The sequence below is a fragment of the Lachnoclostridium sp. An14 genome, from assembly GCF_002160755.1.
GTDB lineage: Bacteria > Bacillota > Clostridia > Lachnospirales > Lachnospiraceae > Lachnoclostridium_A.
In genome coordinates this window covers 238,937-262,625 of the sequence record NZ_NFLE01000001.1, presented here as the reverse complement: position 1 = coordinate 262,625, position 23,689 = coordinate 238,937, and the positions used below count along the sequence as shown (strand labels likewise).

General features: G+C 58.3%; 21 protein-coding genes. 18 read left to right on the top strand and 3 right to left on the bottom strand.

The window, feature by feature from the left end; genetic code table 11:
- Positions 1-2 precede the first annotated feature (2 nt).
- The 11 genes from rlmN to B5E84_RS01160 all read left to right on the top strand — a co-directional run bounded on the left by rlmN (position 3) and on the right by B5E84_RS01160 (position 11,975).
- Entirely contained in the window at positions 3-1,046 is a 1,044-nt protein-coding gene (rlmN, locus tag B5E84_RS01210) for a dual-specificity RNA methyltransferase RlmN (protein ID WP_087217953.1), read from the top strand.
- A 5-nt stretch (positions 1,047-1,051) separates the two neighbouring features.
- Entirely contained in the window at positions 1,052-1,792 is a 741-nt protein-coding gene (locus B5E84_RS01205; protein WP_087217950.1) for a Stp1/IreP family PP2C-type Ser/Thr phosphatase, read from the top strand.
- A gap of 1 nt (position 1,793) precedes the next feature.
- On the top strand, positions 1,794-3,992 hold the full coding sequence (gene pknB / locus B5E84_RS01200; RefSeq protein ID WP_087217946.1) for a Stk1 family PASTA domain-containing Ser/Thr kinase: 2,199 nt from the start codon (positions 1,794-1,796) through the stop codon (positions 3,990-3,992).
- A gap of 6 nt (positions 3,993-3,998) precedes the next feature.
- Positions 3,999-4,877 carry a ribosome small subunit-dependent GTPase A gene (gene rsgA, locus B5E84_RS01195; protein WP_087217943.1) on the top strand — a complete coding sequence of 293 codons (879 nt, stop codon included), beginning with the start codon at positions 3,999-4,001 and terminating at the stop codon, positions 4,875-4,877.
- Between the two features lie 16 nt (positions 4,878-4,893).
- Entirely contained in the window at positions 4,894-5,592 is a 699-nt protein-coding gene (rpe, locus tag B5E84_RS01190; RefSeq protein ID WP_087217940.1) for a ribulose-phosphate 3-epimerase, read from the top strand.
- Positions 5,589-6,251, top strand: coding sequence for a thiamine diphosphokinase (locus B5E84_RS01185; RefSeq protein ID WP_087217937.1), 663 nt, complete (start codon positions 5,589-5,591; stop codon positions 6,249-6,251). The genes rpe and B5E84_RS01185 overlap by 4 nt, the downstream gene beginning before the upstream one ends.
- A gap of 88 nt (positions 6,252-6,339) precedes the next feature.
- Positions 6,340-6,936 carry an ECF transporter S component gene (locus B5E84_RS01180; RefSeq protein ID WP_087217934.1) on the top strand — a complete coding sequence of 199 codons (597 nt, stop codon included), beginning with the start codon at positions 6,340-6,342 and terminating at the stop codon, positions 6,934-6,936.
- 255 nt (positions 6,937-7,191) lie between these two features.
- Positions 7,192-8,472: a serine--tRNA ligase gene (gene serS / locus B5E84_RS01175; protein ID WP_087218233.1), complete on the top strand. Its 1,281-nt coding sequence runs from the start codon at positions 7,192-7,194 to the stop codon at positions 8,470-8,472.
- Positions 8,473-8,509: 37 nt separating this feature from the next.
- Complete coding sequence (locus B5E84_RS01170) at positions 8,510-10,348, top strand: hypothetical protein (protein ID WP_087217931.1); 1,839 nt, start codon at positions 8,510-8,512, stop codon at positions 10,346-10,348.
- 172 nt (positions 10,349-10,520) lie between these two features.
- On the top strand, positions 10,521-10,880 hold the full coding sequence (locus B5E84_RS01165) for a VOC family protein (RefSeq protein ID WP_087217928.1): 360 nt from the start codon (positions 10,521-10,523) through the stop codon (positions 10,878-10,880).
- A 33-nt stretch (positions 10,881-10,913) separates the two neighbouring features.
- Positions 10,914-11,975, top strand: coding sequence for a hypothetical protein (locus tag B5E84_RS01160; protein WP_087217925.1), 1,062 nt, complete (start codon positions 10,914-10,916; stop codon positions 11,973-11,975).
- Positions 11,976-12,177: 202 nt separating this feature from the next.
- Here B5E84_RS01160 and B5E84_RS01155 read toward each other — a convergent pair whose 3' ends face one another.
- The gene (locus B5E84_RS01155; RefSeq protein WP_087217922.1) at positions 12,178-13,920 is read right to left on the bottom strand and encodes an Rqc2 family fibronectin-binding protein; all 1,743 of its coding nucleotides are present in this window, start codon (positions 13,918-13,920) and stop codon (positions 12,178-12,180) included.
- 181 nt (positions 13,921-14,101) lie between these two features.
- Here B5E84_RS01155 and B5E84_RS01150 point away from each other — a divergent pair, with 181 nt between their 5' ends.
- The gene (locus tag B5E84_RS01150) at positions 14,102-14,398 is read left to right on the top strand and encodes a hypothetical protein (RefSeq protein WP_087217919.1); all 297 of its coding nucleotides are present in this window, start codon (positions 14,102-14,104) and stop codon (positions 14,396-14,398) included.
- A 64-nt stretch (positions 14,399-14,462) separates the two neighbouring features.
- Positions 14,463-14,897 carry a GNAT family N-acetyltransferase gene (locus B5E84_RS01145; RefSeq protein ID WP_087217917.1) on the top strand — a complete coding sequence of 145 codons (435 nt, stop codon included), beginning with the start codon at positions 14,463-14,465 and terminating at the stop codon, positions 14,895-14,897.
- An 82-nt stretch (positions 14,898-14,979) separates the two neighbouring features.
- On the opposite strand, the gene B5E84_RS01140 is transcribed toward B5E84_RS01145, so the two are convergent.
- Positions 14,980-17,259, bottom strand: coding sequence for a glycogen/starch/alpha-glucan phosphorylase (locus tag B5E84_RS01140; protein WP_087217914.1), 2,280 nt, complete (start codon positions 17,257-17,259; stop codon positions 14,980-14,982).
- 156 nt (positions 17,260-17,415) lie between these two features.
- Between B5E84_RS01140 and B5E84_RS01135 the strand changes: the two genes are divergently transcribed.
- A complete protein-coding gene (locus tag B5E84_RS01135; protein WP_087217911.1) occupies positions 17,416-18,462 on the top strand; it encodes a helix-turn-helix domain-containing protein in 1,047 nt (348 codons plus the stop codon).
- A 226-nt stretch (positions 18,463-18,688) separates the two neighbouring features.
- Here the strand turns inward: B5E84_RS01135 and B5E84_RS01130 are convergent, their stop codons facing one another.
- Positions 18,689-19,585, bottom strand: a complete 897-nt coding sequence (locus B5E84_RS01130) for a LysR family transcriptional regulator (RefSeq protein WP_087217908.1) — start codon at positions 19,583-19,585, stop codon at positions 18,689-18,691.
- Positions 19,586-19,911: 326 nt separating this feature from the next.
- On the opposite strand from B5E84_RS01130, the gene citD reads away from it, so the two are divergent.
- The 4 genes from citD (at position 19,912) to B5E84_RS01110 (ending at position 23,464) form a co-directional block, all read left to right on the top strand.
- On the top strand, positions 19,912-20,211 hold the full coding sequence (citD, locus tag B5E84_RS01125) for a citrate lyase acyl carrier protein (RefSeq protein WP_087217905.1): 300 nt from the start codon (positions 19,912-19,914) through the stop codon (positions 20,209-20,211).
- The gene (locus tag B5E84_RS01120; protein WP_087217902.1) at positions 20,208-21,110 is read left to right on the top strand and encodes an aldolase/citrate lyase family protein; all 903 of its coding nucleotides are present in this window, start codon (positions 20,208-20,210) and stop codon (positions 21,108-21,110) included. Before citD ends, B5E84_RS01120 begins: the two co-directional genes overlap by 4 nt.
- Before the next feature lies 1 nt (position 21,111).
- On the top strand, positions 21,112-22,668 hold the full coding sequence (gene citF / locus B5E84_RS01115; RefSeq protein WP_087217899.1) for a citrate lyase subunit alpha: 1,557 nt from the start codon (positions 21,112-21,114) through the stop codon (positions 22,666-22,668).
- A 160-nt stretch (positions 22,669-22,828) separates the two neighbouring features.
- Positions 22,829-23,464, top strand: coding sequence for an RraA family protein (locus B5E84_RS01110; RefSeq protein WP_087218230.1), 636 nt, complete (start codon positions 22,829-22,831; stop codon positions 23,462-23,464).
- The last annotated feature ends 225 nt before the right edge of the window (positions 23,465-23,689 follow it).

Here is a 23,689-nt window from a genome sequence, read left to right as displayed (position 1 = left end):
GTATGGAAAAAAAGGACATAAAATCCATGACCCTGGAGGAGCTGACCGGGGAGCTTTCGGCCCTGGGGGAAAAGGCCTTCCGGGCAAAGCAGCTCTACCAGTGGATGCACCAGAAACTGGCGGCGGAGCTCTCGGAGATGACGAACCTCTCCAAGGGCCTGCGGGAGCGGCTGGAGAAGGAATACATATGGACGGCCTTAGAGCCGGTGGATGTGAAGGTTTCCCCGTCGGACGGCACCAGGAAATACCTGTTCCGCCTGGGAGACGGCAATGTGATCGAGAGCGTGCTCATGCGCTATAAGCACGGAAATTCCGTGTGCGTATCCTCCCAGGTGGGCTGCCGCATGGGATGCCGGTTCTGCGCCTCCACCTTAGACGGGCTGGAGCGGAACCTGCGCCCGTCAGAGATTCTGGAGCAGGTGTACCGGATCCAGAGGGATACGGGGGAGCGGGTGGCAAACGTGGTGGTGATGGGCTCGGGAGAGCCGTTGGACAACTACGAGAACGTGGTCCGTTTCATCCGTCTCTTAAGCGCCCCGGAGGGGTTAAACATCAGCCAGAGAAACATCACCCTTTCCACCTGCGGCCTGGTCCCGGAGATTAGGCGGCTGGCGGAGGAAGGGCTTTCCGTGACCCTGGCCCTCTCCCTTCACGCCCCCAATGACCAGGTTCGGAAAACCCTCATGCCCATCGCCAACCGCTACGGTCTGGCGGAGGTGCTGGACGCCTGCCGCTACTACTTTGAGCAGACGGGACGCCGCCTCACCTTCGAGTACAGCCTGGTAAAGGGCGTCAATGACAATCTGGAGGAGGCGGAGGCCCTGGCCCGCTTAATCGGCGGCCACCACGGCCACGTAAACCTGATCCCCGTCAACCCCATCAAGGAGCGGGATTACGTCCAGTCCAACCGGGAGGCGGTGGAGGCGTTTAAGCGCCATCTGGAAAAACGGGGCATCAATGTGACGGTCCGCCGGGAGATGGGCCGTGACATCGGCGGTGCCTGCGGACAGCTTCGGAAAAGCTATATGGACAGGAAGGAGGCGTGAGAGCCATGCAGTCGTTTGCGGTGACGGATATTGGGATGGTGCGGAGCATGAATCAGGACTTCGTGTTCGCGTCCCCGGAGCGGATTGGCCCGCTGGAGGATTTATTCCTGGTGGCCGACGGAATGGGCGGCCACAGGGCAGGGGATTACGCCTCCCGGTTCCTCATTGAATACATTGTAAAATCGGTGAAAACCTCCGACGGGAAGGCGCCGGTGGCGGTGCTGGAGCGGGCCATCCGTTTAGGAAACCGGGAATTGTACCGGGACGCGGTGGAGAAGGAGGAATTGAGCGGCATGGGCACGACCCTGGTGGCCGCTTCCACGGAAGGAACCACCCTTTACGTGGCCAACATCGGCGACAGCCGCCTCTACCTGGTGCGCCGGGGAAAGGCCTACCAGGTGACGAAGGACCACTCCTATGTGGAGGAGATGGTGGCCGCTGGGAAGATGGTGCGGGGCAGCAGGGAGTATCTGAGCCAGAAAAATATCATCACCCGGGCGGCGGGAATGACCGAGCGGGTGGAGGCCGATTTTTTTGAGGTGGAGCTGGAGGAGGGGGACACGATTCTCCTCTGTTCCGACGGCCTCACCAACATGGTGGACAACGACGCCATCGCAAAAATCGTGTCCGGCGGCGGTTCCTTAGAGGAAAAGGGGAGACGGCTGGTGGACGCGGCCAATGAGAATGGAGGCCGGGACAACATTACGGTGATCCTGGCGGAATTAGATGAAAAGGAGGTGGGATGAGATGCTGCGGGCAGGAACAGTTTTGCAGGACCGCTATGAGATCCTGGAGAAAATCGGCTCCGGCGGAATGTCCGACGTATACCGGGCAAAATGCCATAAGCTGGACCGCATGGTAGCCATCAAGGTGCTGAAGGAAGAATTCTGCTCCGACGCCTCCTTTGTGGAGAAATTCAAAATGGAGGCCCAGGCTGCGGCCAGGCTCTCCCATCCCAGCATTGTAAACGTGTACGATGTGGTGGATGAGGGGGATTTTCACTACATTGTGATGGAGCTGGTGGAGGGAATTACCTTAAAAAGCTACATTCTGAAAAAGGGCGTCCTGGGGGTGAAGGAGGCCATCGGCATCGCCCTTCAGGTGGCCCAGGGCATTGAGGCCGCCCATGAAAACGGCATTGTGCACCGGGATATTAAGCCCCAGAACATCATTATTTCCATGGACGGGACGGTGAAGGTGGCGGATTTCGGCATTGCCAGAGCCGCATCCTCCCACACCATGAGCGCCACGGCCGTAGGCTCCGTCCACTACATTTCCCCGGAGCAGGCCAGAGGAGGCTACTGTGACGCCAGAAGTGATATTTACTCCTTCGGCGTGACCATGTATGAGATGGTGACGGGAAAGGTTCCCTTTGAGGGGGACAACACGGTGACGGTGGCCCTCGCCCATCTGGAGACCCCCATAGAGCCGCCTTCCGCGGTGAATCCGGCGGTGCCTGTGAGCCTGGAAAAGATCATTTTAAAGTGCACGGAGAAGAAACCGGAGTACCGCTACGCCTCCATGGGAGAAGTGATCTCCGACCTGCGTCGGGCCCTGATCGAGCCGGACGAGGATTTCGTGGAGGAGATTTCCAAAGAGGACAATACCGCCAAGACGAGGAAGATCAGCGAGGAGGAATTGAGCCAGATCCGCCAGGGCAGAACCAGAAAGGAGGCCCAGACGGCCGGAACGGAATCCTCCGAACAGCAGGAGGCCCTTTCCTCTGGGGATAGCCAGAAGGAGGAACCGGAGATCGGCCGTCAGGTGGTGCCGCCAAAAGAGGCGGAGGAGCCGGAGGAAAAGCAGCCGGGCCGGCCGAAGAAAAAAAACGGCGGTCCCCAGGTTCCAGAGGATGTCAATCCCCAGCTGGAAAAGCTGCTCACCGGCCTGGGCATCCTGGTGGCCGGCCTGTTTGTGGTGGGGGTGCTGGTGGTGTTGATCCGCATCAGCGGCATCTTTAACCTGGGAACAAGGGAGAATCCCACCCAGGCAGCGGAAACCTCCAGCGCGGCAGCGGTGGAGGACGACACCACCACCATCATGCCCAGAGTGGTGGGATACACCATGGACGAGGCGGAGGAGATTTTAAAGGAGCACGACCTGACGCCCACCTGGGAGGAGGTCTATGACGACACCGCGGAAAAGGGCGTGGTCATCAGCCAGGAGAAGGCGGAAGGGGAGAACGTGGAGCGCTATTCCAAGGTGAAACTCACCGCCAGCTTGGGCTCCGATCAGTTTGACCTGGCGGCCTACGGCATTTTTGAGATGACGGAGGAGGAGGCCAAGGACTTCTTTGCCAAAAACCACATCACCGCCAGTTTCCAGCGCCAGTATGACGAGACGGTGGAGGCGGGAAGGATCATCAGCTGCACCCCCCAGACGGTGAAGGCGGGGGATACGGTGACGGTGGTGGTCAGCGACGGCCAGGAGCAGGCCATGACCGTGGTGCCGAACCTTCTGGACCAGACGGAGGAAAATGCCCTTCAGCTTCTGGCCGATGCCGGCCTGGAGCCGGGCAAGGTCACCTTTGACAACAGCTCCGACATCGAAAAGGGCAGCGTGATGGGCCAGGAGGTGCCCAGCGGGACGGCCATCCTCCGGGGCAGCCTGGTGGGCTACACTGTCAGCGCGGGACCCTCCAGGGAATCCTCCCGCCGCTATGTGGGCGCCATCAACGACACCTTTGACCCCAGATACTTAATCGGCCCCGGCTCCGGAAGCGTGGAGCTGCGCATCCTCATCCGCTTAAAACAGGTGGTGGACGGGACGCCTCAGTACACGCCCCTCATGCCGGCGACGGTGATCAGCGGCTCCACCCTGGTGCCTGTGAGCTTTTCCAACATCGAGGGCGCGGAGGGCGTGAGCACCGGTGAAGTAGAGATTGTGAACGCGGACACCCAGGAGGTATTAAAATCCTACACGGTGCAGTTCTTTCCCCTGGGGTGACGGCTTATGAGAGGAAAAATTATAAAAGGAATCGCCGGTTTCTACTACGTCCATGACGGGAAGGAGCTGGTGGTGCAGTGCAGGGCGAAGGGCGTGTTCCGCAGCCGGGGGCTAAAGCCCCTGGTGGGGGACGACGTGGAGTTCGACCTGACGGATGAGAAAGATTTAGAAGGAAATATTACAGAGATTCTGCCCCGGAAAAATGCCCTGGTGCGCCCGGCGGCGGCCAACGTGGATCAGGCCTTGGTGGTGTTTTCCATCACCCACCCGGAGCCCAATTTAAATCTGCTGGACCGCTTTTTAGTGATGATGGAGGCGCAAGAGGTGCCGGTGGTGATCTGCTTTAATAAGACGGATCTCACCGGCGGGGCGGGGGAGGAGACGTACCGGGCCGCCTACGAGGCCGCGGGCTATGAGGTGCTCTTTATCAGCGCCAGAAAGGGCCTGGGGCTGGAGGAGGTCCGGAGCCGGATGGAGGGAAAAACCACGGTGCTTGCCGGGCCCTCCGGTGTGGGAAAATCCTCCCTCACCAACGCCCTCTTTCCCCAGGCGGCCATGGAGACCGGCAGCATCAGCAAAAAGATCCAGAGAGGAAAGCATACCACCCGCCACACGGAGCTGTTTTCCCTGGGAGAAAACACCTACATGATGGACACGCCGGGCTTTTCCTCCATGTACATCGAGGATATGGAGGCGGGAGAGTTAAAGGACTATTTCCCGGAGTTTTCCAGGTGGGAGGACGGCTGTAAATTTTTAGGCTGCGTCCACGTGGGAGAGAAGGTCTGCGGCGTGAAGGACGCGGTGGAGCGGGGCGACATCGGCCGGAGCCGCTATGAAAATTACAGGCTGATGTATCAGGAACTGAAAGACAAACGGAGATATTAGACAAGGAGAACAGACTATGCTGATATTGGCGCCATCCCTGCTGGCGGCGGATTTTAAGGATCTGGCCGGCCAGATCGGGGCAGTAGAGCGGGCGGGGGCCGGCTACCTCCACCTGGATGTGATGGACGGGGCCTTTGTGCCCAGCATTTCCTTTGGAATGCCGGTGCTATCCAGCATCCGGAGCTGCACAAACCTGGTGTTTGACGTGCATATGATGGTGGAGGAGCCGGGCCGGTATATTGACGATATAAAAAAGGCCGGGGCGGATCTGATCTGCGTCCATCAGGAGGCCTGCCTCCATCTGGACCGGACCGTAAACCAGATCCAGGAGGCGGGGTTAAAAGCGGCGGTGGCCTTAAATCCCGCCACCCCCATCTCCACCCTGGAGCACATCCTGCCCCAACTGGACATGGTGCTCATCATGTCGGTGAACCCCGGCTTTGGGGGGCAAAAATTCATCCCCTACACCCTGGACAAGGTGCGGGCCCTGCGGGCGGAGGCTAACCGCCGCGGGCTGAACCTGGACATCCAGATGGACGGGGGCATCACCCCGGAGAACGTGGGAGAGCTGATCGAGGCCGGGGCCAACGTGTTCGTGGCCGGTTCCGCCGTGTTCAAGGGGGATGCCGCCGCCAATACCAGGAGGTTTCTGGAGGTGTTTGAGCGGTACGAGGCGGCGGGGACCGCAGGCGCTCAGGCGGGAGGCCGCCCATGAGGCGGGCCCTTCTGATCTCCGGCGGCAGCCTGGACCGGGAGTTTGCGAAACGGTATCTGGAGAGCCAGAAGTTTGACATGGTCATCGCCGTGGACTCCGGGCTGAAGGGAGCCCTGGAGCTGGGGCTTTCCGTGGACGCCGCCGTGGGGGATTTTGACTCCGCCGACCAGGAGGCCCTGGCGGAGGCTCACGGGAAACAGGGGATCGTCTGGGACGTGCACAAGCCGGAGAAGGACGAGACGGACACGGAGCTGGCGGTGACCACCGCCTTAAAAGCGGGCTGTGAGGAGCTGGTGATTTTAGGGGCCCTGGGCGGCCGCTTTGACCACGCGTTGGGAAACGTCCACCTGCTCTACTACGCCGCCTGCCAGGGCGTTTCCGCCTCTATCGTGGACAGTCAGAACCGGATCACCGTGCTCACGGAGGGCCGCGCCTTCCGCCGGGGAGAGACCTGGGGCACCTACGTCTCCTTCCTCCCCCTGACCATGGAGGTGAAGGGCATCACCCTGCGGGGCTTTAAATACCCTCTGACGAAAAAGGACATTTCCATCGGCCCCTGCCTCTGCGTCAGCAACGAGCTGGCGGAGGAGGAGGCCACCATTCAGTTTGACCAGGGTGTGCTGATCTGCGTGGAGTCCCGGGACGGGAAACTGGACTGATCAAAAATAGATAAACTGGATATTTAAAACGAGCCACTTCTGTCATGAGATAAGGCAAGACAAAATCAGACAGACGGGAGTGGAACGTATGAGAAAACAGGAACATGAGAAACTTTACAAGGTGGTGCTGACCGGCCTGATGGCGGCACTGTGCTATGTGTGCTTTACCTTTCTGAAGATCCCGATCCCCACCATCGGCGGGGACTTTGTGGCCCTTCACGTGGGGAACGCCTTCTGTGTGCTGGCGGCCCTGCTCTTAGGCGGCGGCTACGGCGGGCTGGCGGGAGCCCTGGGGATGACGGTGGCGGATCTGATGGATCCGGTCTACATCACCAGCGCCCCGAAGACCTTTATTTTAAAGCTCTGCATCGGCCTCATCGCCGGGTTTATCGCCCATAAGGTTGCCCACATCACAGAGTCCCACGACGGGAAATACTGTTTCAAGTGGAGCCTGATCGCGGCGGCTGTGTCTCTGGGATTTAACGTGATCGCCGACCCGGTGGTGGGCTATCTCTACAAAAACCTGATTTTAGGGATCCCGGAGCCGGCGGCAAAGATCATGACCACCTGGGCGGCGGGAGTGACCTTTATCAATGCCGTGGCCGGAACAGTGGTGGTCGTGGCGGTATACGCGGCCCTGCGGCCGGTCCTGCAAAAAACGGGCATCTTTTTTCACATAAAATAGAAAAGGGCTTTAATTTGTCCCGGTTTTGTAGTATAATCAAGCGCAGATTCCCGTCGGGATCTGCGCTTTTGTGTTATGGAAATCTGCGCTTTTTGTAAAAAAGAGGGGGCGCAGCAGCTATTTCCGTCCGCAAGGAGCGCGCATCCGGCTGGCGGCCGTTTTGCGCAGAGGAAAGGGGCCGTCTGGCGGAAGGTCCGGACGGGCGGGACGTGTGCTCCGGCCACGATCGACAAGTACAGGAGGAGAATGGAAACCATGCTAGATTTAAAGTTTGTCCGCGAAAATCCGGACATCGTAAAGCAGAACATCAAAAACAAATTCCAGGACGCCAAGCTGCCGCTGGTAGACGAGGTGATCGACCTGGATGCCAAGAGCCGTGCCACTAAGGCGGAAGCGGACAATCTCCGCGCCAGCCGCAACAAGCTGTCCAAGCAGATCGGCGCCCTTATGGGACAGGGCAAGAAGGACGAGGCGGAGGCCGTAAAGGCCCAGGTGGCGGAGAGCGCCAAGCGCCTGGCGGAGCTGGAGGTTCTGGAGAAGGAGTACGAGGAGCGGATCTTAAAGATCATGATGACCATTCCCAACATCATCGACCCCTCTGTCCCCATCGGAAAGGACGACAGCGAGAACGTGGAGGTACAGAAGTACGGCGAGCCGGTGGTTCCGGATTTTGAGATCCCCTACCACACGGAGATCATGGAGAAGTTCAACGGCATTGATTTAGACAGCGCCAGGAGAGTGGCCGGAAACGGCTTTTACTACCTCATGGGCGACATTGCCAGACTCCACTCCGCAGTGATCTCCTACGCCAGAGATTTCATGATCAACCGGGGATTTACCTACTGCGTGCCGCCGTTTATGATCCGCAGCAACGTGGTGACCGGCGTGATGAGTTTCGCGGAGATGGATGCTATGATGTACAAGATCGAGGGAGAGGACCTCTACCTCATCGGCACCAGCGAGCACTCCATGATCGGAAAGTTTATTGACCAGATTCTTCCGGAGGAGTCCCTGCCCCAGACCCTCACCAGCTATTCTCCCTGTTTCCGCAAGGAGAAGGGCGCTCACGGCATCGAGGAGAGAGGGGTGTACCGCATCCACCAGTTTGAGAAACAGGAGATGATCGTGGTCTGCAAGCCGGAGGATTCCAAGATGTGGTTTGACAAGCTGTGGCAGAACACTGTGGATCTGTTCCGCTCCCTGGATATTCCGGTGCGCACCCTGGAGTGCTGTTCCGGCGACCTGGCGGATCTGAAGGTGAAATCCGTGGACGTGGAAGCCTGGTCCCCCAGACAGAAGAAGTATTTTGAGGTGGGCAGCTGCTCCAACCTGGGAGATGCCCAGGCCCGCCGCTTAAAGATCCGTGTCAACGGGGCGGACGGCAGCAAGTACTTTGCCCACACCCTGAACAACACCGTAGTGGCCCCGCCGAGAATGCTGATCGCCTTCCTGGAGAACAACCTGCAGGCGGACGGCAGCGTGAGGATTCCGGAAGTCCTTCGTCCCTACATGGGCGGGATGACGGAGATCCGCTAAGCGGCCGGGACATTGACGGGAAAAGGAAACAGTGAAAATGGAAAAACAGGAGAGACGTTTTCTCTGGATGGAATACCTCCTCGCGCTGGGGGTATTCCTCCTGTTTGCCTTTTGGGTAAACCACGGGCTTAAGACTACCGGATACTACGGGGATGACTTATACCTGTGGTATTGTTTTGATACGGAACCGGCGAAGGATTTCATCCTTCCCATGGGCGGCACAAAGTTCCGCCTGATCCACAATATTCTCTGCTACTTACAGCTCCTTCTCATGGGGCCGGACATCTGGCTGATGGTTCCCTTCAACATCGTGGTAAACGCCCTCATTGCCCTGACGGTGTTCCACTTTGTGCGGAAACTGGCGGACTGTCCCTATCTGGCGGGGGCCTGCGGGCTGGCGTATCTGCTGTCCCATCTGTCCTATTACCAGATCACCCAGGGATACGGGCTGATGGAGTCCGCCGCCCTCTGGCTGGCTCTGGTGATCCTCTATGAGATGTACCGGTATTTAAACGGAGACGGAAAGGGGAGCCGCAGGGCTTACCTGGCAGGCGCGTGGCTGTATCTGGCGGTGTGCCTGATCCATGAGCGCTACATGGTGCTATTGGCGGTGCTGGTGCTGGCGGTGGTCCTTAAGCAGGTGATGACGGGAAAGAAGGAATACCGGCTTTTAGGCTGGGCGTTTCTGTCCTTTGCCATTATGATGGGGATCCGGTTCTGGGCCATGGGCACCATCATTCCCGCGGGCACCGGAGGTACGGAGGTGACGGACACCTTCTCCATCAAGGAGGCCTTCGGCTACGCCATCGACAACGTGCTCTACGTGTTCGGCATCAACGCCGGCCCCATTCACCTAGACGGGGTGGAGTGGCAGGAAGTGCCAAGGATTCTGCGGCTGACGGTATACCTTACCGACGCCGTGCTGGCGGTCTTTGTGGCCCTGGCGGCGGCCGTAGGCTGGAGGCAGAAGGAGAGGCGGAAAGAGTATCTCTGCAACGTGGTGCTGATGCTGGTTTTCATGGCCATGTGCATCGGCGCGGCCAGCGTCACCATCCGCCTGGAGATGCGCTGGGTGTATGTCACCTACAGCGCGGCCCTGCTTTTGATGGCCTATCTCTATTCCATCATCCGGGCCGGCGGCGGGAAACTGCCCCTGCGGGCGGCCTTCGCGGCCATGGCCTGCTATTTTGTGCTGATTCTGCCGGTGGAGCTGTTCTACCGGGATCACTATGACCACCTGTACTTCTGGAACGGACAGGCCCAGGCCAATTCCCTGGCGGACGTGACCTGGGGCGTGTACGGAGAGGAGATCTTCGGCTCGGAGATCTATGTGATCGGGGACGAGTGGAAGGACTGCGAGTACCAGGTGGACGCCTTCTGGCGGCCCTACCGCACAGACGAGAGCCAGGTGCTGCCGGAGGTGACCTTTATCGACAGCTTGGGAGAGGCCTGGCCCATCACGGACCGGGACAAAAAGATCGTGCTGAAGGCGGATCTGGAGCACAACCGGTATGTGGACGTGACCTCCATGCTGAAGGTGAAGAAGTTCCAGAATGTGTACGGCTACTACGAACACGACGGCTGGATGGACCAGAAGGCAAAGATCCGGGTATTTACCGGCACCTCCGGCCAGCTGCGGATGAGCTTTTACGCCCCTCTGGAGCTTAAGGGGAATGAGACCATCACCGTGTCCTCCGGCGGAAGGCTGATCCAGGAGTTCCATCTGACGGACCACTGGGCGGATCTGCTGATCCCGGTGATGAAGAACCAGTATGTGGAGCTGGATGTGGAGTGCAATTTCTATTCCGTGGATCCGGAGCAGGAGCTGCGGGGGGAGACGCCCATGGCGGTGAATGTGGTGCTGTCGGCGGAGTAGAAATCCTTTGAAAAAGGAAAACAAAAAACGGCCGGAACCGGGGAATCAGGCTCAGGCAGGATACGGCCGGGGACGGAGAGTTCCCGGCCGTATCCTGCCTGGTTTTATGGGCCCGGTCCGGCCGGGAGAAAACAGGATGGCAAAAGAAGATCAATGTGAGGAGGAAAGATAGATGGTAGCGTTCAACCATTTTAATTTTAATGTGCTGGATCTGGAAAAGAGCCTGGCCTTTTACAAGGAGGCCCTGGGGCTGGCTCCCGTGCGGGAGAAGGAGGCGGAGGACGGCTCTTTTAAGCTGGTGTATCTGGGGGACGGACAGAGCGAGTTCACCCTGGAGCTCACCTGGCTGAGGGACCGGACGGAGCCCTACAACCTGGGAGAGTGTGAGTTCCACCTGGCGTTCCGGGCGGAGAACTACGAGGAAATGTTCCGGAAACATCAGGAGATGGGCTGCGTGGTGTTTGTAAACGAGGCCATGGGCATTTACTTTATCACCGATCCGGACGGATACTGGATCGAGATCATTCCGTAATTTAGGCGGAGACGGGGAACGGGAGAGAGGGGCATGAGAGATGAGAGCACCGTTGGAACGGTATATTTCCTTCTGAAATGCGCCCTGTATGGAGTGGCAGGGGTGGTCTGGTACCGGAATCTTCTGTTTCGTGCCCTGCCGGGCCTTTCTTACGGGCAGTCGTGGATTGTGCTGTGGGGGCTGGTGGCCTGGTCTGTGATCACCGGGACGTTTTTTTGTTATCGCCGTCGGAAAACGGAGTGGACGGCGGACGTGTCCGTGCTGCTGCCCTTTGGCCTGTATACGGTGGTCGCCTACGCCCGGCTGGCCTGGAAACTGGCCGCGGCAGCCCTGGGCGTAGCGGCGGTGCTCTCCGCCGTCACCGTGGCTGCCACCATGACGGGAAAGGTAGGGGAGGGGAACCGGAAGACGGTGCTGCGGCGCCGGGCCTACCGGTGTTTCTGCCGGTGCCAGTCCTATCTGGCGGTGAGTCTGACGGTGGTTATGGTGCTGCTGGGGGTTCGGGGGATTTTCCGGAAACCGCTGGCGGAGCCGGCCTCTGTTTCCCCGGAGGCGGGAAGACAGGGCCCGGAACAGACCATAAGCGGCAACATGGAGACCCTGCTGTCCCTCCAGGAGGAGCGCTGGGCGGAGCTGTCCGTGAGGGAGCGGCTGGACGTGCTGCAGACGGTGGCCAACATCGAGGCCTACTATCTGGGCATTCCCTACGAGCTGAAGGTGGGGGCCTCCCCGAAAGAGGAGTCCCTTCTGGGGGATTACCTCCATGCCGACCACACCATCTACATCAATCTGGACCATCTGGAACGGGATCCGGCACAGCAGGTGTTAAAGACCTGCTGCCACGAGGCGTACCACAGCTACCAGTACTGCCTGGTGGAGGCGTACCAGCAAATCGGAGCGGAGTATCGGGAGCTGCTGTTTTATCACGAGGTGCAGACGTATGAGCAGGAGTTTCTGGACTACAAGGGCGGGGAGGATGGATTTCTGGACTACTACCATCAGCAGTGCGAGAGCGACGCGCGGGAGTACGCGGGAAACGCGGTGGCGGACTACTATGACCGGATCGAGAAGTATGTGAAGGAGACGGGGGTGTAGGAGGCAAGCGGAAACGGGCCGTTGTCCCTGGGAGGATGTGGGATCCTCCGGGGCAGCGGCCCGTTTCCTGTTAAATTAGAATGCTCCGCAAGGAGGCACACTCCGCGCAGAGGAAAATGGCTGCTGGCGCAGCCGCGCTCCGGCGGGCGCGTGGGATGCCGGAAATCTTTTTCTGGCGTCCCGGCATCAGGGCTTTGCCCGGTCAGCGCACCTCCGGGAGGTCGCAGGCCGGAGAGGCCATAAGGGAATAGTTGGTGTGATAGATCACAAAGCCGGGGGCGCCGCCTGCGGCTTTTTTCACGTGCTTGCGCTGGATGTAGTCGATTTCCACCTTGTCCCCGTCCCGCCCCTTGGAGTAGTAGGCGGCCAGGGCTCCAGCCTCCTCAAATACCCGGTCAGGCAGGTCTTTTCCCTCTGTCTTTACCACTACGTGGGAGCCGGGAACGCCTTTGGCGTGGAACCACCAGTCGTTTCCGTTTGCCAGCTTGAAGGTGACTTCCTCGTTCTGGTAGTTGTTTTTGCCCACGTAGATGTGGAACCCGTCGCTGGAGAGGTAGTGGAGGGGACGGCTGGTGATCTTCGGCTTTTTGCCGCCGGCGGGCCGTTTTTTAATGTAGCCGTACTCCATCATTTCTTCCTTAATCTCCACCAGGTCCTCCTCTTTTAAGGCGATGTCCAGGGCGGTGCTGATGGACTCTAAGTGGTCGATCTCCCGTTTCGTCTCCTGAATCTGGCCGGTGAGGGCTTCGTAGGTGCGTTTCAGCTTGTTGTAGCGGTCGAAATGCTTCTGGGCGTTCTCTCTGGCGGAGAGCTGATCGTCTAAGGGGATGGTGATTTCCTCGCCGGTGTAGTAGTTGAGGCAGCGGAAGGATTTCTCCCCGCCGGACAGCTCGTAGCCGTAGGTGTTTAACAGCTCGCCGTAGACCTTGTATTTCTCCCGTTTTTCCGTGTCCTTTAACTGTTTTTCCTGAAGGTCATACTTTTTATAGTTCCGCTCTAAAAGGGTCTGGACAATCTTTCTTAAGTCCACGGATTTCTGCTTGATGCGGTTGACGGCGTTTCTGGCGGAGTAGTAGTGCTCCAACAGGGCGCTGATGCTGTCCCAGGTTTCCGCGCGGAAATCGCCGCCCTCATAGCAGGTGAGAGGCAGGGAGGCAAACTCCACCGGCTCCTCCTCCTGGTAGACGATGTTTGGCTGGAACCGGCCTTCCTTCACATCCTCCATCATCCGGGAGAAGGTGTGGTAGAGGTGGGTCATCTCCAGGTCACTTAACTCCGCCGCCGGCAGGTCGCCGTCGATGGAGGCTAAGTGGCACAGCTCCATGCCCATAATGGGGCTGAATCCGGTGAGTTTCTGGTAGATGGCCTTCTGCATTGGGGCGGGGGAGGCGGCAAGGAGCTCCCGGAAGGTCTCCTCGGAGACGGTGAGGGGATCGGCCTTTTCCACGGTCATGGGGATGAAATAGGGGCGGCCGGGGAGCACCTCCCGCACGGAGCTGAGTTGGGCGGACACGTGCTTGATGCTGTCTAAAATGGTGCCGTCCTCCTTGCAGAAGATGATGTTGCTGTGCTTTCCCATGAGCTCCACCATGAGCTTTTTCCGGCATAAGTCCCCCAGCTCGTCCAGATGCTCGAATTCAAACTGAACCACCCGCTCCAGGCCCGGCTGGGACACCTGCACCAGTCTGGCGTTTCCGATGTGCTTGCGCAGGAGCATACAGAAATTGGGGGCGGTGAGGGGACTGGGCTTGTTGGCCTCCGTAAAGTAGAGGAGGGGCAGGCTGGCGCTGGCGCTCATGAGCAGCCGGTAGGTGGTTTTCTGGCTTTTTATGGTAAACAGCAGCTCATCCTTCTCCGGCTGGGCGATTTTGGCCACCTTTCCCCCTTCCAGGGCGTGTTTGAGATCATATACAAGATTGGAAATGACAATTCCGTCAAATGCCATGTTATCGTTCCTCCTGAATCCAAAATAAAGGGGCGGGATCACTGCCCGCGGAAACCAGTATAGCACAGATTGGGGGCCGGGGGAAGGGTTTTGGCGGTTTTGGGAGGGGAGCGGTGGATTTGCGGGGGGAATGGTGGTAGAATGAGAGCAGATGGAAGGAAAAGGAGAAGGAGGGAAAGCTATGGAGAAATTACAAGGGAAAATGGGGATGGCCCTGGAAGTGCTGGTGGAAAGTGCCGGCCTGGCTATGATACAGTATCTGCTGCTTTCGGCCTGCCTGTCCTTTGCCCGCCGCGGCGTGTTTGTGCTGTTTTTTGCCGTATTCGTATCCCTGGGAGCCAGGTATCTGGAGCGGATGAAACAGATCGGGCTGGGATGGGCGGCCAGGTATGGGCTGTTTGGGCTCTGTCTGGCGGCGGAGTGCCTGGCGGCCTGGGTGTTTGGCTACGCCCGGATGGAGTTTGTTCTTCTGAGGTGAACCGGGGAATGGGAGACGGAGAGCGGCTTTACGGACTGCCGGGAGAACATGAGGAGGAATGGAAATGGAGATTTGGAATCTGAAGGAGCGGGAGGAATGGATCCGGCGGGCGGCGGAGTGGTTTCACGAAAAATGGGACGTTCCCGCTGGGGAATATGAGGCCAGTATGAGGGAGAGCAGCCGGGGGACGGATGGCGTTCCCCAGTGGTATATCGCGGTGGAACAGGGGGAGATCGTCGGGGGCGTGGGAGTGATTGAGAACGATTTTCACAACCGGAAGGATTTGGCCCTCAACGTGTGCGTCCTCTATGTGGAGGAGAATTTTCACAGCCGGGGCATCGCCGCTGGGGCGCTGTTGGAGCAGGTCTGCGGGGATATGAGGTCTGCGGGACTGAAACGGCTGTGCCTGATTACGAATCATCCTTCGGTTGCTGAGCGGTATGGATGGAAGTTTCTCGGTATGGTGCAGGGGATCCGGATGTATGAGAAAGAGCTTTAGAAACTTTCAGGAAAAGGGAATGGGAAAAACGGACATGACCGCTAACGCGGTCATGTCCGTTTGTGATGCGGTTTCGGGAAGGTTAGTCCAGGTTCCAGATGTCCCGGTTGTACTCGGCGATGGTGCGGTCGGAGGAGAAGTAGCCGGCCTGGCTGATGTTTACCAGCATTTTTCTGGCCCAGGCGGCGCGGTCCTCGTAGTCCTTAAAGGCCTGCTCCTTGGCAGCCACGTAGGCCTGGAAATCCGGGAAGGTCATAAACCAGTCTTTGTTTAACAGCTCCGCGGACAGGCGGGACAGGTTTTCGGCGCAGCCCACCGCCATCATTTCCGGGCCGGTGATAAAGTCCACTGCCCGGCGGATGGCCGGATCCCGGTCGTAGTACTCTCTGGGGCGGTAGGAGCCGTCCCGGTAGCGGTCAATGACCGTCTGGCTGGGATCGCCGAAGATGTAGATGTTGCCGTCCCCCACTAGCTGGTGGATTTCCACGTTTGCCCCGTCCTCCGTGCCCAGGGTGACGGCCCCGTTTAACATGAATTTCATGTTGCCGGTGCCGCTGGCCTCCTTGGACGCCAGGGAGATCTGCTCGGAGAGGTCGCAGGCGGGAGTGAGCTTTTCCGCCAGGGTGACGTTGTAGTTTTCCGTCATCACCACCCGCAGCCACGGCCGTACCTCCGGATCATGTTCCGTGAGCTGCTTTAAGCAGAGGATCATGTGGATGATGTCCTTGGCGATCACGTAGGCAGGAGCCGCCTTGGCTCCGAAAATGGCGGTGATGGGGGTGGACGGACGGTTTCCGGCCTTGATTTCCAGGTATTTGTGGATCAGGTAGAGGGCGTTCATCTGCTGGCGCTTGTACTCGTGGAGCCTTTTTACCTGGATGTCAAAGATGGAGTTCGGGTCGATGTCCAGGCCCTGGGTCTCTTTTAAATAGGCGGCCAGCTGCTCTTTTTTGGTCTGCTTTACGGCCAGCAGGCTCTTTAGCAGGGCGGAATCCTCCAGGAATTTCGGGTCGTTTAACCGTTTCAGCTCACCGGCGTCCGTCTGGAACCCGTCTCCGATGCGGTCCTCGATCCAGGCGGCCAGCTCCGGGTTGCTGTGAAGGAGCCAGCGGCGGAAGGTGATGCCGTTCGTCTTGTTGTTGAATTTTTCTGGGTAGACGGAGTAGAAATTGTGGAGCTCCGTCTCCTTTAAAATGCCGGTGTGAAGGGCAGCCACGCCGTTGACGCTGAACCCGTAGTGGATGTCAATGTGGGCCATGTGCACCCGCTCCTCCCGGTCGATGATGTAGAGGGACGGGTCGTCAAACCGGCGGCGCACCTTGTCGTCCAGCACCTCGATGATGGGGATGAGCTGGGGAACGGCCTCTTTTAAGTAGTCCATGGGCCATTTTTCCAGGGCCTCCGCCAGGATGGTGTGGTTGGTGTAGGCGCAGCAGTTTGTCACCACGGAGATGGCCTCATCCATTTCCATCCCGTGTTCCGCGGTGAGCAGGCGGATGAGCTCCGGGATCACCATGGTGGGGTGGGTGTCGTTGATCTGGATGACGGCGTAGTCCGCCAGGTCGTGAAGGTTGGAGCCCTTTGCCTGGGCCTCGTCTAAAATGAGCCTGGCGGCGCTGCTCACCATGAAATACTGCTGGTAGACCCGCAGGATCTGCCCCGCCCGGTCGCTGTCGTCGGGGTAGAGGAACAGGGTGAGGTTTTTCTCAATGTCCCCCTTGTCGAAGGAGATGCCGTCTCCCAGCAGGCCCTCGTCCACCGTCTCCAGGTCAAAGAGATGGAGGGTGTTGGTGCGGCTGTGGTAGCCGGTGACCTGGATGTCGTACATCCGGGAAGTGAGGGTAAAATTGCGGTAGGGGATCCGGTAGGTCACGTCGGTTTTCTTCAGCCAGGAGGGTGTCTGGATCCAGGGGTTTGGCTCCTCCTTCTGCTTATTGTCCTGAAATACCTGGCGGAACAGGCCCATGTGGTAGTTTAAGCCGATGCCGTCCCCGTTTAAGCCCAGGGTGGCGATGGAGTCTAAAAAGCAGGCGGCCAGGCGGCCCAGGCCTCCGTTTCCCAGGGAGGGCTCCGGCTCGTATTCCTCCACCGCCGCCAGGGATTTTCCGTGGCGGGCCAGGATGGCTTTCACGTCGCCGTAGATGCCTAAGTTGATCAGGTTGTTGGACAGCAGCTTTCCGATGAGGAACTCCGCGGAGATATAATAGAGCTTTTTCTTCCCTTTCTCCTCCCGGCGGCTTTCCGCCATGGACTGGGTGAGGGAGAGAAGGCCGCCATAGAGCTCCGGCACGGTGCAGCCGTCCAGGTCTTTGCCGCAGGCATTCTGTAAAAGCAGTTCTAACGAATTCTGATTCTGTTTCATAGGGGTTCATTCCTTTCTTCAGATCGTGTGGTTCAAAAGGTTCTGTATGTATCATATGCTCTTTTTCCCGGAAAAACTTGCAGGATTCTGGGGGATTATAGTACAATCCTATCAAAACCATTAAAATAGAGAAGAAAAAGGAGGCGGACAGGGCTTATGAGGATCCCGGAGTCGGAGTATCGGAGGCGGTTTCACGAGAGCAAAGAACACGGGGGACGGGAGTTTCCCTTCAATATTTATCCCTGCACCATCCCCTTAGATTTCCCGGGGGTGCAGGTGCACTGGCACGACGAGATGGAGATTATTTCCGTGAAACGGGGTCGGGGCGTGGTAACGGTGGACAAGGAGGCCATCCCGGTGGCGGCCGGGGAGGCGGTGGTGGTGTTTCCCGGGCAGCTCCACGGCATCGGGCTGGGAGAGAAGGAGGGCCTGGAGGAAGGGGCCGGGGACGGGAAACGACATTCCCTGGGAGAGGGGGAAGTGGCCGGATGGATGGAGTACGAAAATATTATTTTCCAGCCCCAGATGCTCATGGCCTCCGCCCCGGACTTATGCAGCATGGAATTTCTCCTTCCCATGGCGGAGAACGCCGCCGGGCCGGTGCATATGAGGCCGGGAGTGGCGGGCTGGGAGGAATTTCTGGGGGCGGTGGAGCAGCTGGACCGGCTGTGCGGGGAACGGCCCTACGGCTGGCAGATGGGCGTAAAAGGGGCTTTGTTTCTGCTTTTGGAGGCAGTGGTGCAGGTGTGGAAACCGGGGAAGGCCAGGCGGCCGGAGAAGTCCAGGGAGCGGATGAAGGAGCTTTTGGACTATGTGGGGGAGCATTTCGGGGAGCGGATCACCGTGGAGGATGCCGCCGGGCTCTGCTGCTACAGCAGTTCCCATTTTATGAAATATTTCAAACAGTATATGGGGATGCCCTTTGTGGAGTATTTAAACGGATACCGGCTGTTTCAGGCGGGGGGAATGCTGCTGGCCACCGGGGAGCCGGTGACGGAGGTGGCGGAACGGTGCGGGTTTGAGAACCTGTCTTATTTTAACCGGCTGTTTAAGCGGCGGTACGGGTGTACGCCGGGGGAGTACCGGAGGCGGAAGGCGGAAGATGGCGGCGGGGAGGCGGGAATTGAGAAGAAGTTTGGGGAAAGAACTGGGGTGATGTCTGGAGAAGGAAGCGAAAAGATAGCTGGAGAAAAGAAGGAATAGACAAAGGGCGTATTTGAGAATGGAGCTGGGAGATGGCCGGAGAGAACCGGGGCAACGCCTGGAGAGAGAATCAGGCCGATGCCTGGAAGGCGATCCGAAAAGATGCCTGGAGAAAAGAGGGAATAAAAAAGGGGTGTATTTGAGAATGAAGCCGGAAAATAGCCGGCCAAATCCTCAGACACCGCAAAAGGAGGGAGCCGGAAAACCAGCTCCCTCCCCCGCATTTTCAGTGCAGCTCATGCAAAATCTCCAAAAACCCCCGCATATACCTGGTCAGATACAGGTCCTTCCGGTAGCAGGCGTAAAAGTGGCGGTTGTTCTCCACCCCCAAAAGGGGATAGACCAGGTAGCCGCAGTCTCCCCGCAAATCCCGCTCCGTGTAGACGTTGGGGCAGATCATCACCGCTTTGGCGGAGGCCACCACCCGTTTTCCCACTTCGATGCTGCCGGTCTCCAGGCCGATGCGGGGGGAGAGTTCCCTGGAGATAAAAAGGGAATCCTGGAGGGTGCGGACGGAGTGACCTTTTTTGATGCAGATAAAGAGCTCCTGGGCAGCCTCCATCACGTCCACGGGGGTGCCCGCCGGGATCCGTCTGGCCAGGTCTGTGTCCCGGTTTACCAGGAGGACCAGCTCCTCGTGGCGGATCAGGTCGTAGACCAGGTCGGCGTGGCGAGGCATGGTGGTGAGGCAGGCGATGTCGATGGTGCCCCCCAGGAGGTTTCGCTCCACGTCGCCGGAGCCGTACTCTAAAAGGTCTAGGGTTACATGGGGAAACCGCTTGGAAAAGCGGATGTAAAGCTCCGGCAGGATCTCCAGGGAGCGCTGCACCGGCATTCCCAGGCGGATGGTGCCGAATTCCTCCTGTTTCAGCTCCTCGATCTGTTTCTCCAGGTTGGCGTTGATGGTGAGGACCTGGCGGGCGGCGTCCACGTAGAGGCGGCCCGCTGCCGTGAGGGTGATGGGATCGGTGGTGCGGTTGAAAATGGGGGCTCCCAGGTTGGCCTCCGCGGCCTTGATCATCTGGCTCAGGGAGGGCTGGGAGACGTAGAGCTTTTTGGCCGCGTTGGTGATGCTCCCTTCCTTTAAGACGGTTAAGATGGACTGGATGTGTTTATCGTTCATGGAAAATCCTTTCTGTGGCAAATCAAAGGGAACTGTCCGCCTGCGAAAGACACTTGCAGACGGAGGCTGTTTGTGGTTTATTTTACCATAGGATGCGGTTCTTTTCTATATTTTTGTTTTGGGATAAGACGGGTTCCCGCCCGTCCCGTTCGCAGCTGTTTGGCCATGCTATTCACCATTTTTCACAAAAAATCCCCATTTTCCCCCACATAAGGACAGCCTTATACCCAACATAAACAGAGAAGTATTGGAAATTTTCCCCGTCCGGTGATACCATAAAGACAGACAAAAACGGAGCAAGACGCAAGAAATAAAGGAGGGTTATCATGGATATTAAGAAGGCGGCGATGGCCGGCACGCTGGAGTCCAGCGATGCGCAGGTGACGGTAGAGCCGGGAACGGACGGGATCGAGCTTTCCATTGAGAGCAGCGTGATCAACCAGTACGGAAAGCAGATCAAAAAGGTAGTCCTGGAGACTCTGGACCGTCTGGATGTGACCAGCGGAAAGGTGACAGTGGTGGACAAGGGAGCCCTGGACTGCACCTTAAAGGCGAGAGTGGAGTGCGCCGTATACCGCTCCAATGACATTACGGAAAATCTTCCCTGGGGAGGTGTGATCAAATGATTCATCCAAATAAAAAGCGGCTGAGAAGGTCCATGATGTTCTTAAACTGCCAGAAACCTGGCCTGATCAAGGACCCCTACATTTACAAACCGGATTCCATCATGCTGGATTTAGAGGACGCGGTGGCGGAGAACCAGAAGGACGCTGCCAGATATTCCTTATACCACGCCCTGCAGGAGATTGATTACCGCGGCGTGGAGCGGGTGGTCCGCATCAACGGGCTGGACACCCCCCACTGGAAAGAGGACGTCCGGGTGTGCGTGGCCGGCGGAGCGGACACCATCCGTATCGCCAAGACGGAGAGTGCGAAGGACGTACATACCGTAGAGGAGGCCGTGATTGCGGCGGAGAAGGAGTTTGGACGGCCGGAGGGCAGCACCCTTTTGATGGCAGCCCTGGAGTCCTGCCGCGGCGTGCTCAATGCTCTGGAGGTCTGCGAGTCCTCTGAGCGTCTGATCGGTATCGCCCTGTCCGGCGGCGACTACACCAAGGATCTGCAGACGAAGATCACCGGCACCGGCGTGGAGCTTATGGGAGCCAGACAGCACATGATCATGGCGGCCCGGGCCGCCGGCGTACAGTGCTGGGACACGGTGTTTACCAACTTGGACGACATGGAAGGATTCCGCAAGGAGACGGAGATGATCAAGCTCATGGGCTTTGACGGAAAATCCCTGGTAAACCCCAGACAGATCAGCGTGGTTCATGAAATCTTTACCCCCACGGAGAAGGAGATCATCTTCGCGGAGAAGGTGGTTCGTGAGATTGATGACAAGAAGGCGAAGGGCATCGGCGTGTTCACTGTGGACGGCAAGATGATCGACATCGCGTTCTATGACGGAGCAAAGAGGACAATAGCCCTGGCAAAGGCTTCAGGCGTGTATGAGGGGGATCTGTAAAATGATAAATGCTGTAGGTAGAGAGATTCCGGAGCAGGTCTTAGAGGCCACCGGAAAAGAGGTTTTTAAAGGCGCTTACGCCTATGACAATTATGAGTACAAGAAGGCGGCCCCCACAGTGCGGGCCATGGTGGATCCCACCCGCTCCAAGATGGTTTCCTCCATCCGTGAGGCCCTGGAGAAATGCGGCATCAAGGACGGCATGGTGTTATCCTTCCACCATCATTTCCGCGAGGGAGACTATGTGGTAAACATGGTAATGGAAGAAGTCCACAACATGGGCATCAAGGACATCACCATCTGCGCCAGCTCCCTGGGAAAGGCCAACAATGCCATTGTCCCCTACATTGAGGACGGCACCATCGTGGGCATCCAGTCCTCCGGCGTGCGGGGCAAGATCGGAGAGGCCATCTCCACCGGAAAGCTGCGGGATCTGGCGATTATGCGTTCCCATGGCGGCCGCGTGAGGGCCATTGAGACAGGAGAGGTGCACATTGACATCGCGTTTATCGGCGCCCCCACCTGTGACGAGTACGGCAACTGCCGCCCCAACGGCGGAAAGAGCGACTGCGGAGTTTTGTCCTATGCCATGGCAGACGCAAAATACGCAGATAAAGTAGTAGCTGTCACCGATTGCCTGGTTCCCTTCCCCAACGTACCGGCCAGCATATCCATGTCTGACGTGGACTATGTGTGCGTCGTGGACGAGATCGGCAATCCGGCTAAGATCGCCACCGGTGCGGCAAAGCCCACCACCGACGTGAGAAAGCTGATGATGGCGGACTACTGCACCCAGTTTGTGATCAACACCCCCTATTTTAAGGACGGTTTCTCCTACCAGACAGGGGTAGGCGGCGCCTCCATCGCCTCCACCATCTCCCTTGGGAAGATCATGGAGGAGAGGGGAATCCAGATGGGCTTTGGCGTGGGCGGAATCACCACCCCCATGTGCGACCTTCTGGAGAAAGGGCTGATCCGTACCATCGTGGATACTCAGGATTTTGATCTGGGGGCCATTGAGTCCATCAAGAAGAACCCCAATCACGTTGAAATTTCTGCCTCTGAGTATGCCAATCCGATGAACAAGGGCGCCTATGTCAACAGACTGGATTTCGTGATCCTGGCAGCGCTTGAGGTTGACGTGAATTTCAACTGCAACGTGGTGGTCGGCTCCGACGGCATGATCACCGGCGCTCAGGGCGGCCATCCGGATACGGCGGCAGGAGCAAAATGTACCATCGTGATCGCCCCTCTGCTGCAGGGCAGAATTCCGGCTATCTGCACCAACGTGACCACGGTTACCACGCCGGGCGAGACGGTGGATGTGGTCATCACCGACTACGGCATCGCCATCAACCCGAAACGTCAGGATCTGATCGAGTGCATGAAGGGCGTCAACCTTCCCTTCCGCACCATCGAGGAGCTGCGGGACATCGCTTACTCCATCGTAGGCGAGCCGGCTCCCGTGGAGTTTGACGACCGTGTGGTAGGCATCATCGAGAGCCGCGACGGCACCGTGCTGGATGTGGTGAGAAAGATCAAAGAAGTAGAGTTATAAAAGAGTTATAAAAATGTGAGAGATGGGCGGCGGCTTGAGAGAGCGGGCCGCCCTCTTTTTTCCTATAGGGAAATGGCTGCTGGAGCAGCCGCGTTCCGGCGCGGATGTACGCCGGCAGCGGACACGATTCCTATGGGAAGGGGAAAAGGGAGGAGAGAACATGGAAAAAAACTGGAGCCTGTTGGAGGAGCTGGCAAAATACACGGTGCCGGAGCTCTGCGACGGCATGGAGACGTACCGGATCATGGACTGGCAGATCAAGCCCTGGGTGGGGCGGCCAAGGATCGCCGGTTACGCCCTGACGGTGGAGGTGCCCGCCGGGGAGAGCGGGATCGTGCCGGATGCCATCTGCGCGGCTAAGAAAGGGGACGTGATCGTCATTGCCGGAAAGGGGGACTGCCGCCTTTCCTACTGGGGGGACCACCGCAGCCTCTGCGCCGGAAAGCAGGGGGCCGTGGGAGTGATTGTGGACGGGGCCTTCCGGGATCTGGAGGGCTGTGAGGAGGAGGGCTTTCCCGTATTTGCCAGGGCCCTCACCTGCCGCTCCGCGGGAAAGGCCAAAACAGGGGCCATCGGCGTCCCGGTGGAGTGCGGCGGCGTGACCGTCTGCCCCGGCGATTTGATCGTGGCGGATGTGAACGGCATCTGCGTGTTAAAGGAGGAGGAAGTCCCGGCGATCTTAATCCGCACCAGAAATAAGATTCGTTCCCAGGCGTACACCAGACAGGAGATGGAGCGCACTGGAAAGGTGATCCCCAGGATTCTGCCCGTCCCGGAGCCGGAGAAACAGCCGTAGGAGCGGCCGGAGCAAAGGGCAGAGCGGGGCTGACGGGAAACGGTTCCCCGGAGCCGGAAACGAAAACGGGAAAGACGCCGCTTTTTTGAGAGAGCGGCTTTTCCCTTTCACACGTGACATGAGCAAAAGGTTATGCGATTCATTCTAAATCAAAATTTTACGAATGAGCAATTCCCCTTTATAATGATGGTAGCGATCATTGTAGAGGGGTTTTGCTTTTTATTA

What these genes read in the sequence shown, in the direction of transcription:
- rlmN (WP_087217953.1), top strand. Translation starts at nt 3, where the DNA reads ATGGAAAAAAAGGACATAAAATCCATGACCCTGGAGGAGCTGACCGGG.
- B5E84_RS01205 (WP_087217950.1), top strand. Translation starts at nt 1,052, where the DNA reads ATGCAGTCGTTTGCGGTGACGGATATTGGGATGGTGCGGAGCATGAAT.
- pknB (WP_087217946.1), top strand. Translation starts at nt 1,794, where the DNA reads ATGCTGCGGGCAGGAACAGTTTTGCAGGACCGCTATGAGATCCTGGAG.
- rsgA (WP_087217943.1), top strand. Translation starts at nt 3,999, where the DNA reads ATGAGAGGAAAAATTATAAAAGGAATCGCCGGTTTCTACTACGTCCAT.
- rpe (WP_087217940.1), top strand. Translation starts at nt 4,894, where the DNA reads ATGCTGATATTGGCGCCATCCCTGCTGGCGGCGGATTTTAAGGATCTG.
- B5E84_RS01185 (WP_087217937.1), top strand. Translation starts at nt 5,589, where the DNA reads ATGAGGCGGGCCCTTCTGATCTCCGGCGGCAGCCTGGACCGGGAGTTT.
- B5E84_RS01180 (WP_087217934.1), top strand. Translation starts at nt 6,340, where the DNA reads ATGAGAAAACAGGAACATGAGAAACTTTACAAGGTGGTGCTGACCGGC.
- serS (WP_087218233.1), top strand. Translation starts at nt 7,192, where the DNA reads ATGCTAGATTTAAAGTTTGTCCGCGAAAATCCGGACATCGTAAAGCAG.
- B5E84_RS01170 (WP_087217931.1), top strand. Translation starts at nt 8,510, where the DNA reads ATGGAAAAACAGGAGAGACGTTTTCTCTGGATGGAATACCTCCTCGCG.
- B5E84_RS01165 (WP_087217928.1), top strand. Translation starts at nt 10,521, where the DNA reads ATGGTAGCGTTCAACCATTTTAATTTTAATGTGCTGGATCTGGAAAAG.
- B5E84_RS01160 (WP_087217925.1), top strand. Translation starts at nt 10,914, where the DNA reads ATGAGAGATGAGAGCACCGTTGGAACGGTATATTTCCTTCTGAAATGC.
- B5E84_RS01155 (WP_087217922.1), bottom strand. Translation starts at nt 13,920, where the DNA reads ATGGCATTTGACGGAATTGTCATTTCCAATCTTGTATATGATCTCAAA.
- B5E84_RS01150 (WP_087217919.1), top strand. Translation starts at nt 14,102, where the DNA reads ATGGAGAAATTACAAGGGAAAATGGGGATGGCCCTGGAAGTGCTGGTG.
- B5E84_RS01145 (WP_087217917.1), top strand. Translation starts at nt 14,463, where the DNA reads ATGGAGATTTGGAATCTGAAGGAGCGGGAGGAATGGATCCGGCGGGCG.
- B5E84_RS01140 (WP_087217914.1), bottom strand. Translation starts at nt 17,259, where the DNA reads ATGAAACAGAATCAGAATTCGTTAGAACTGCTTTTACAGAATGCCTGC.
- B5E84_RS01135 (WP_087217911.1), top strand. Translation starts at nt 17,416, where the DNA reads ATGAGGATCCCGGAGTCGGAGTATCGGAGGCGGTTTCACGAGAGCAAA.
- B5E84_RS01130 (WP_087217908.1), bottom strand. Translation starts at nt 19,585, where the DNA reads ATGAACGATAAACACATCCAGTCCATCTTAACCGTCTTAAAGGAAGGG.
- citD (WP_087217905.1), top strand. Translation starts at nt 19,912, where the DNA reads ATGGATATTAAGAAGGCGGCGATGGCCGGCACGCTGGAGTCCAGCGAT.
- B5E84_RS01120 (WP_087217902.1), top strand. Translation starts at nt 20,208, where the DNA reads ATGATTCATCCAAATAAAAAGCGGCTGAGAAGGTCCATGATGTTCTTA.
- citF (WP_087217899.1), top strand. Translation starts at nt 21,112, where the DNA reads ATGATAAATGCTGTAGGTAGAGAGATTCCGGAGCAGGTCTTAGAGGCC.
- B5E84_RS01110 (WP_087218230.1), top strand. Translation starts at nt 22,829, where the DNA reads ATGGAAAAAAACTGGAGCCTGTTGGAGGAGCTGGCAAAATACACGGTG.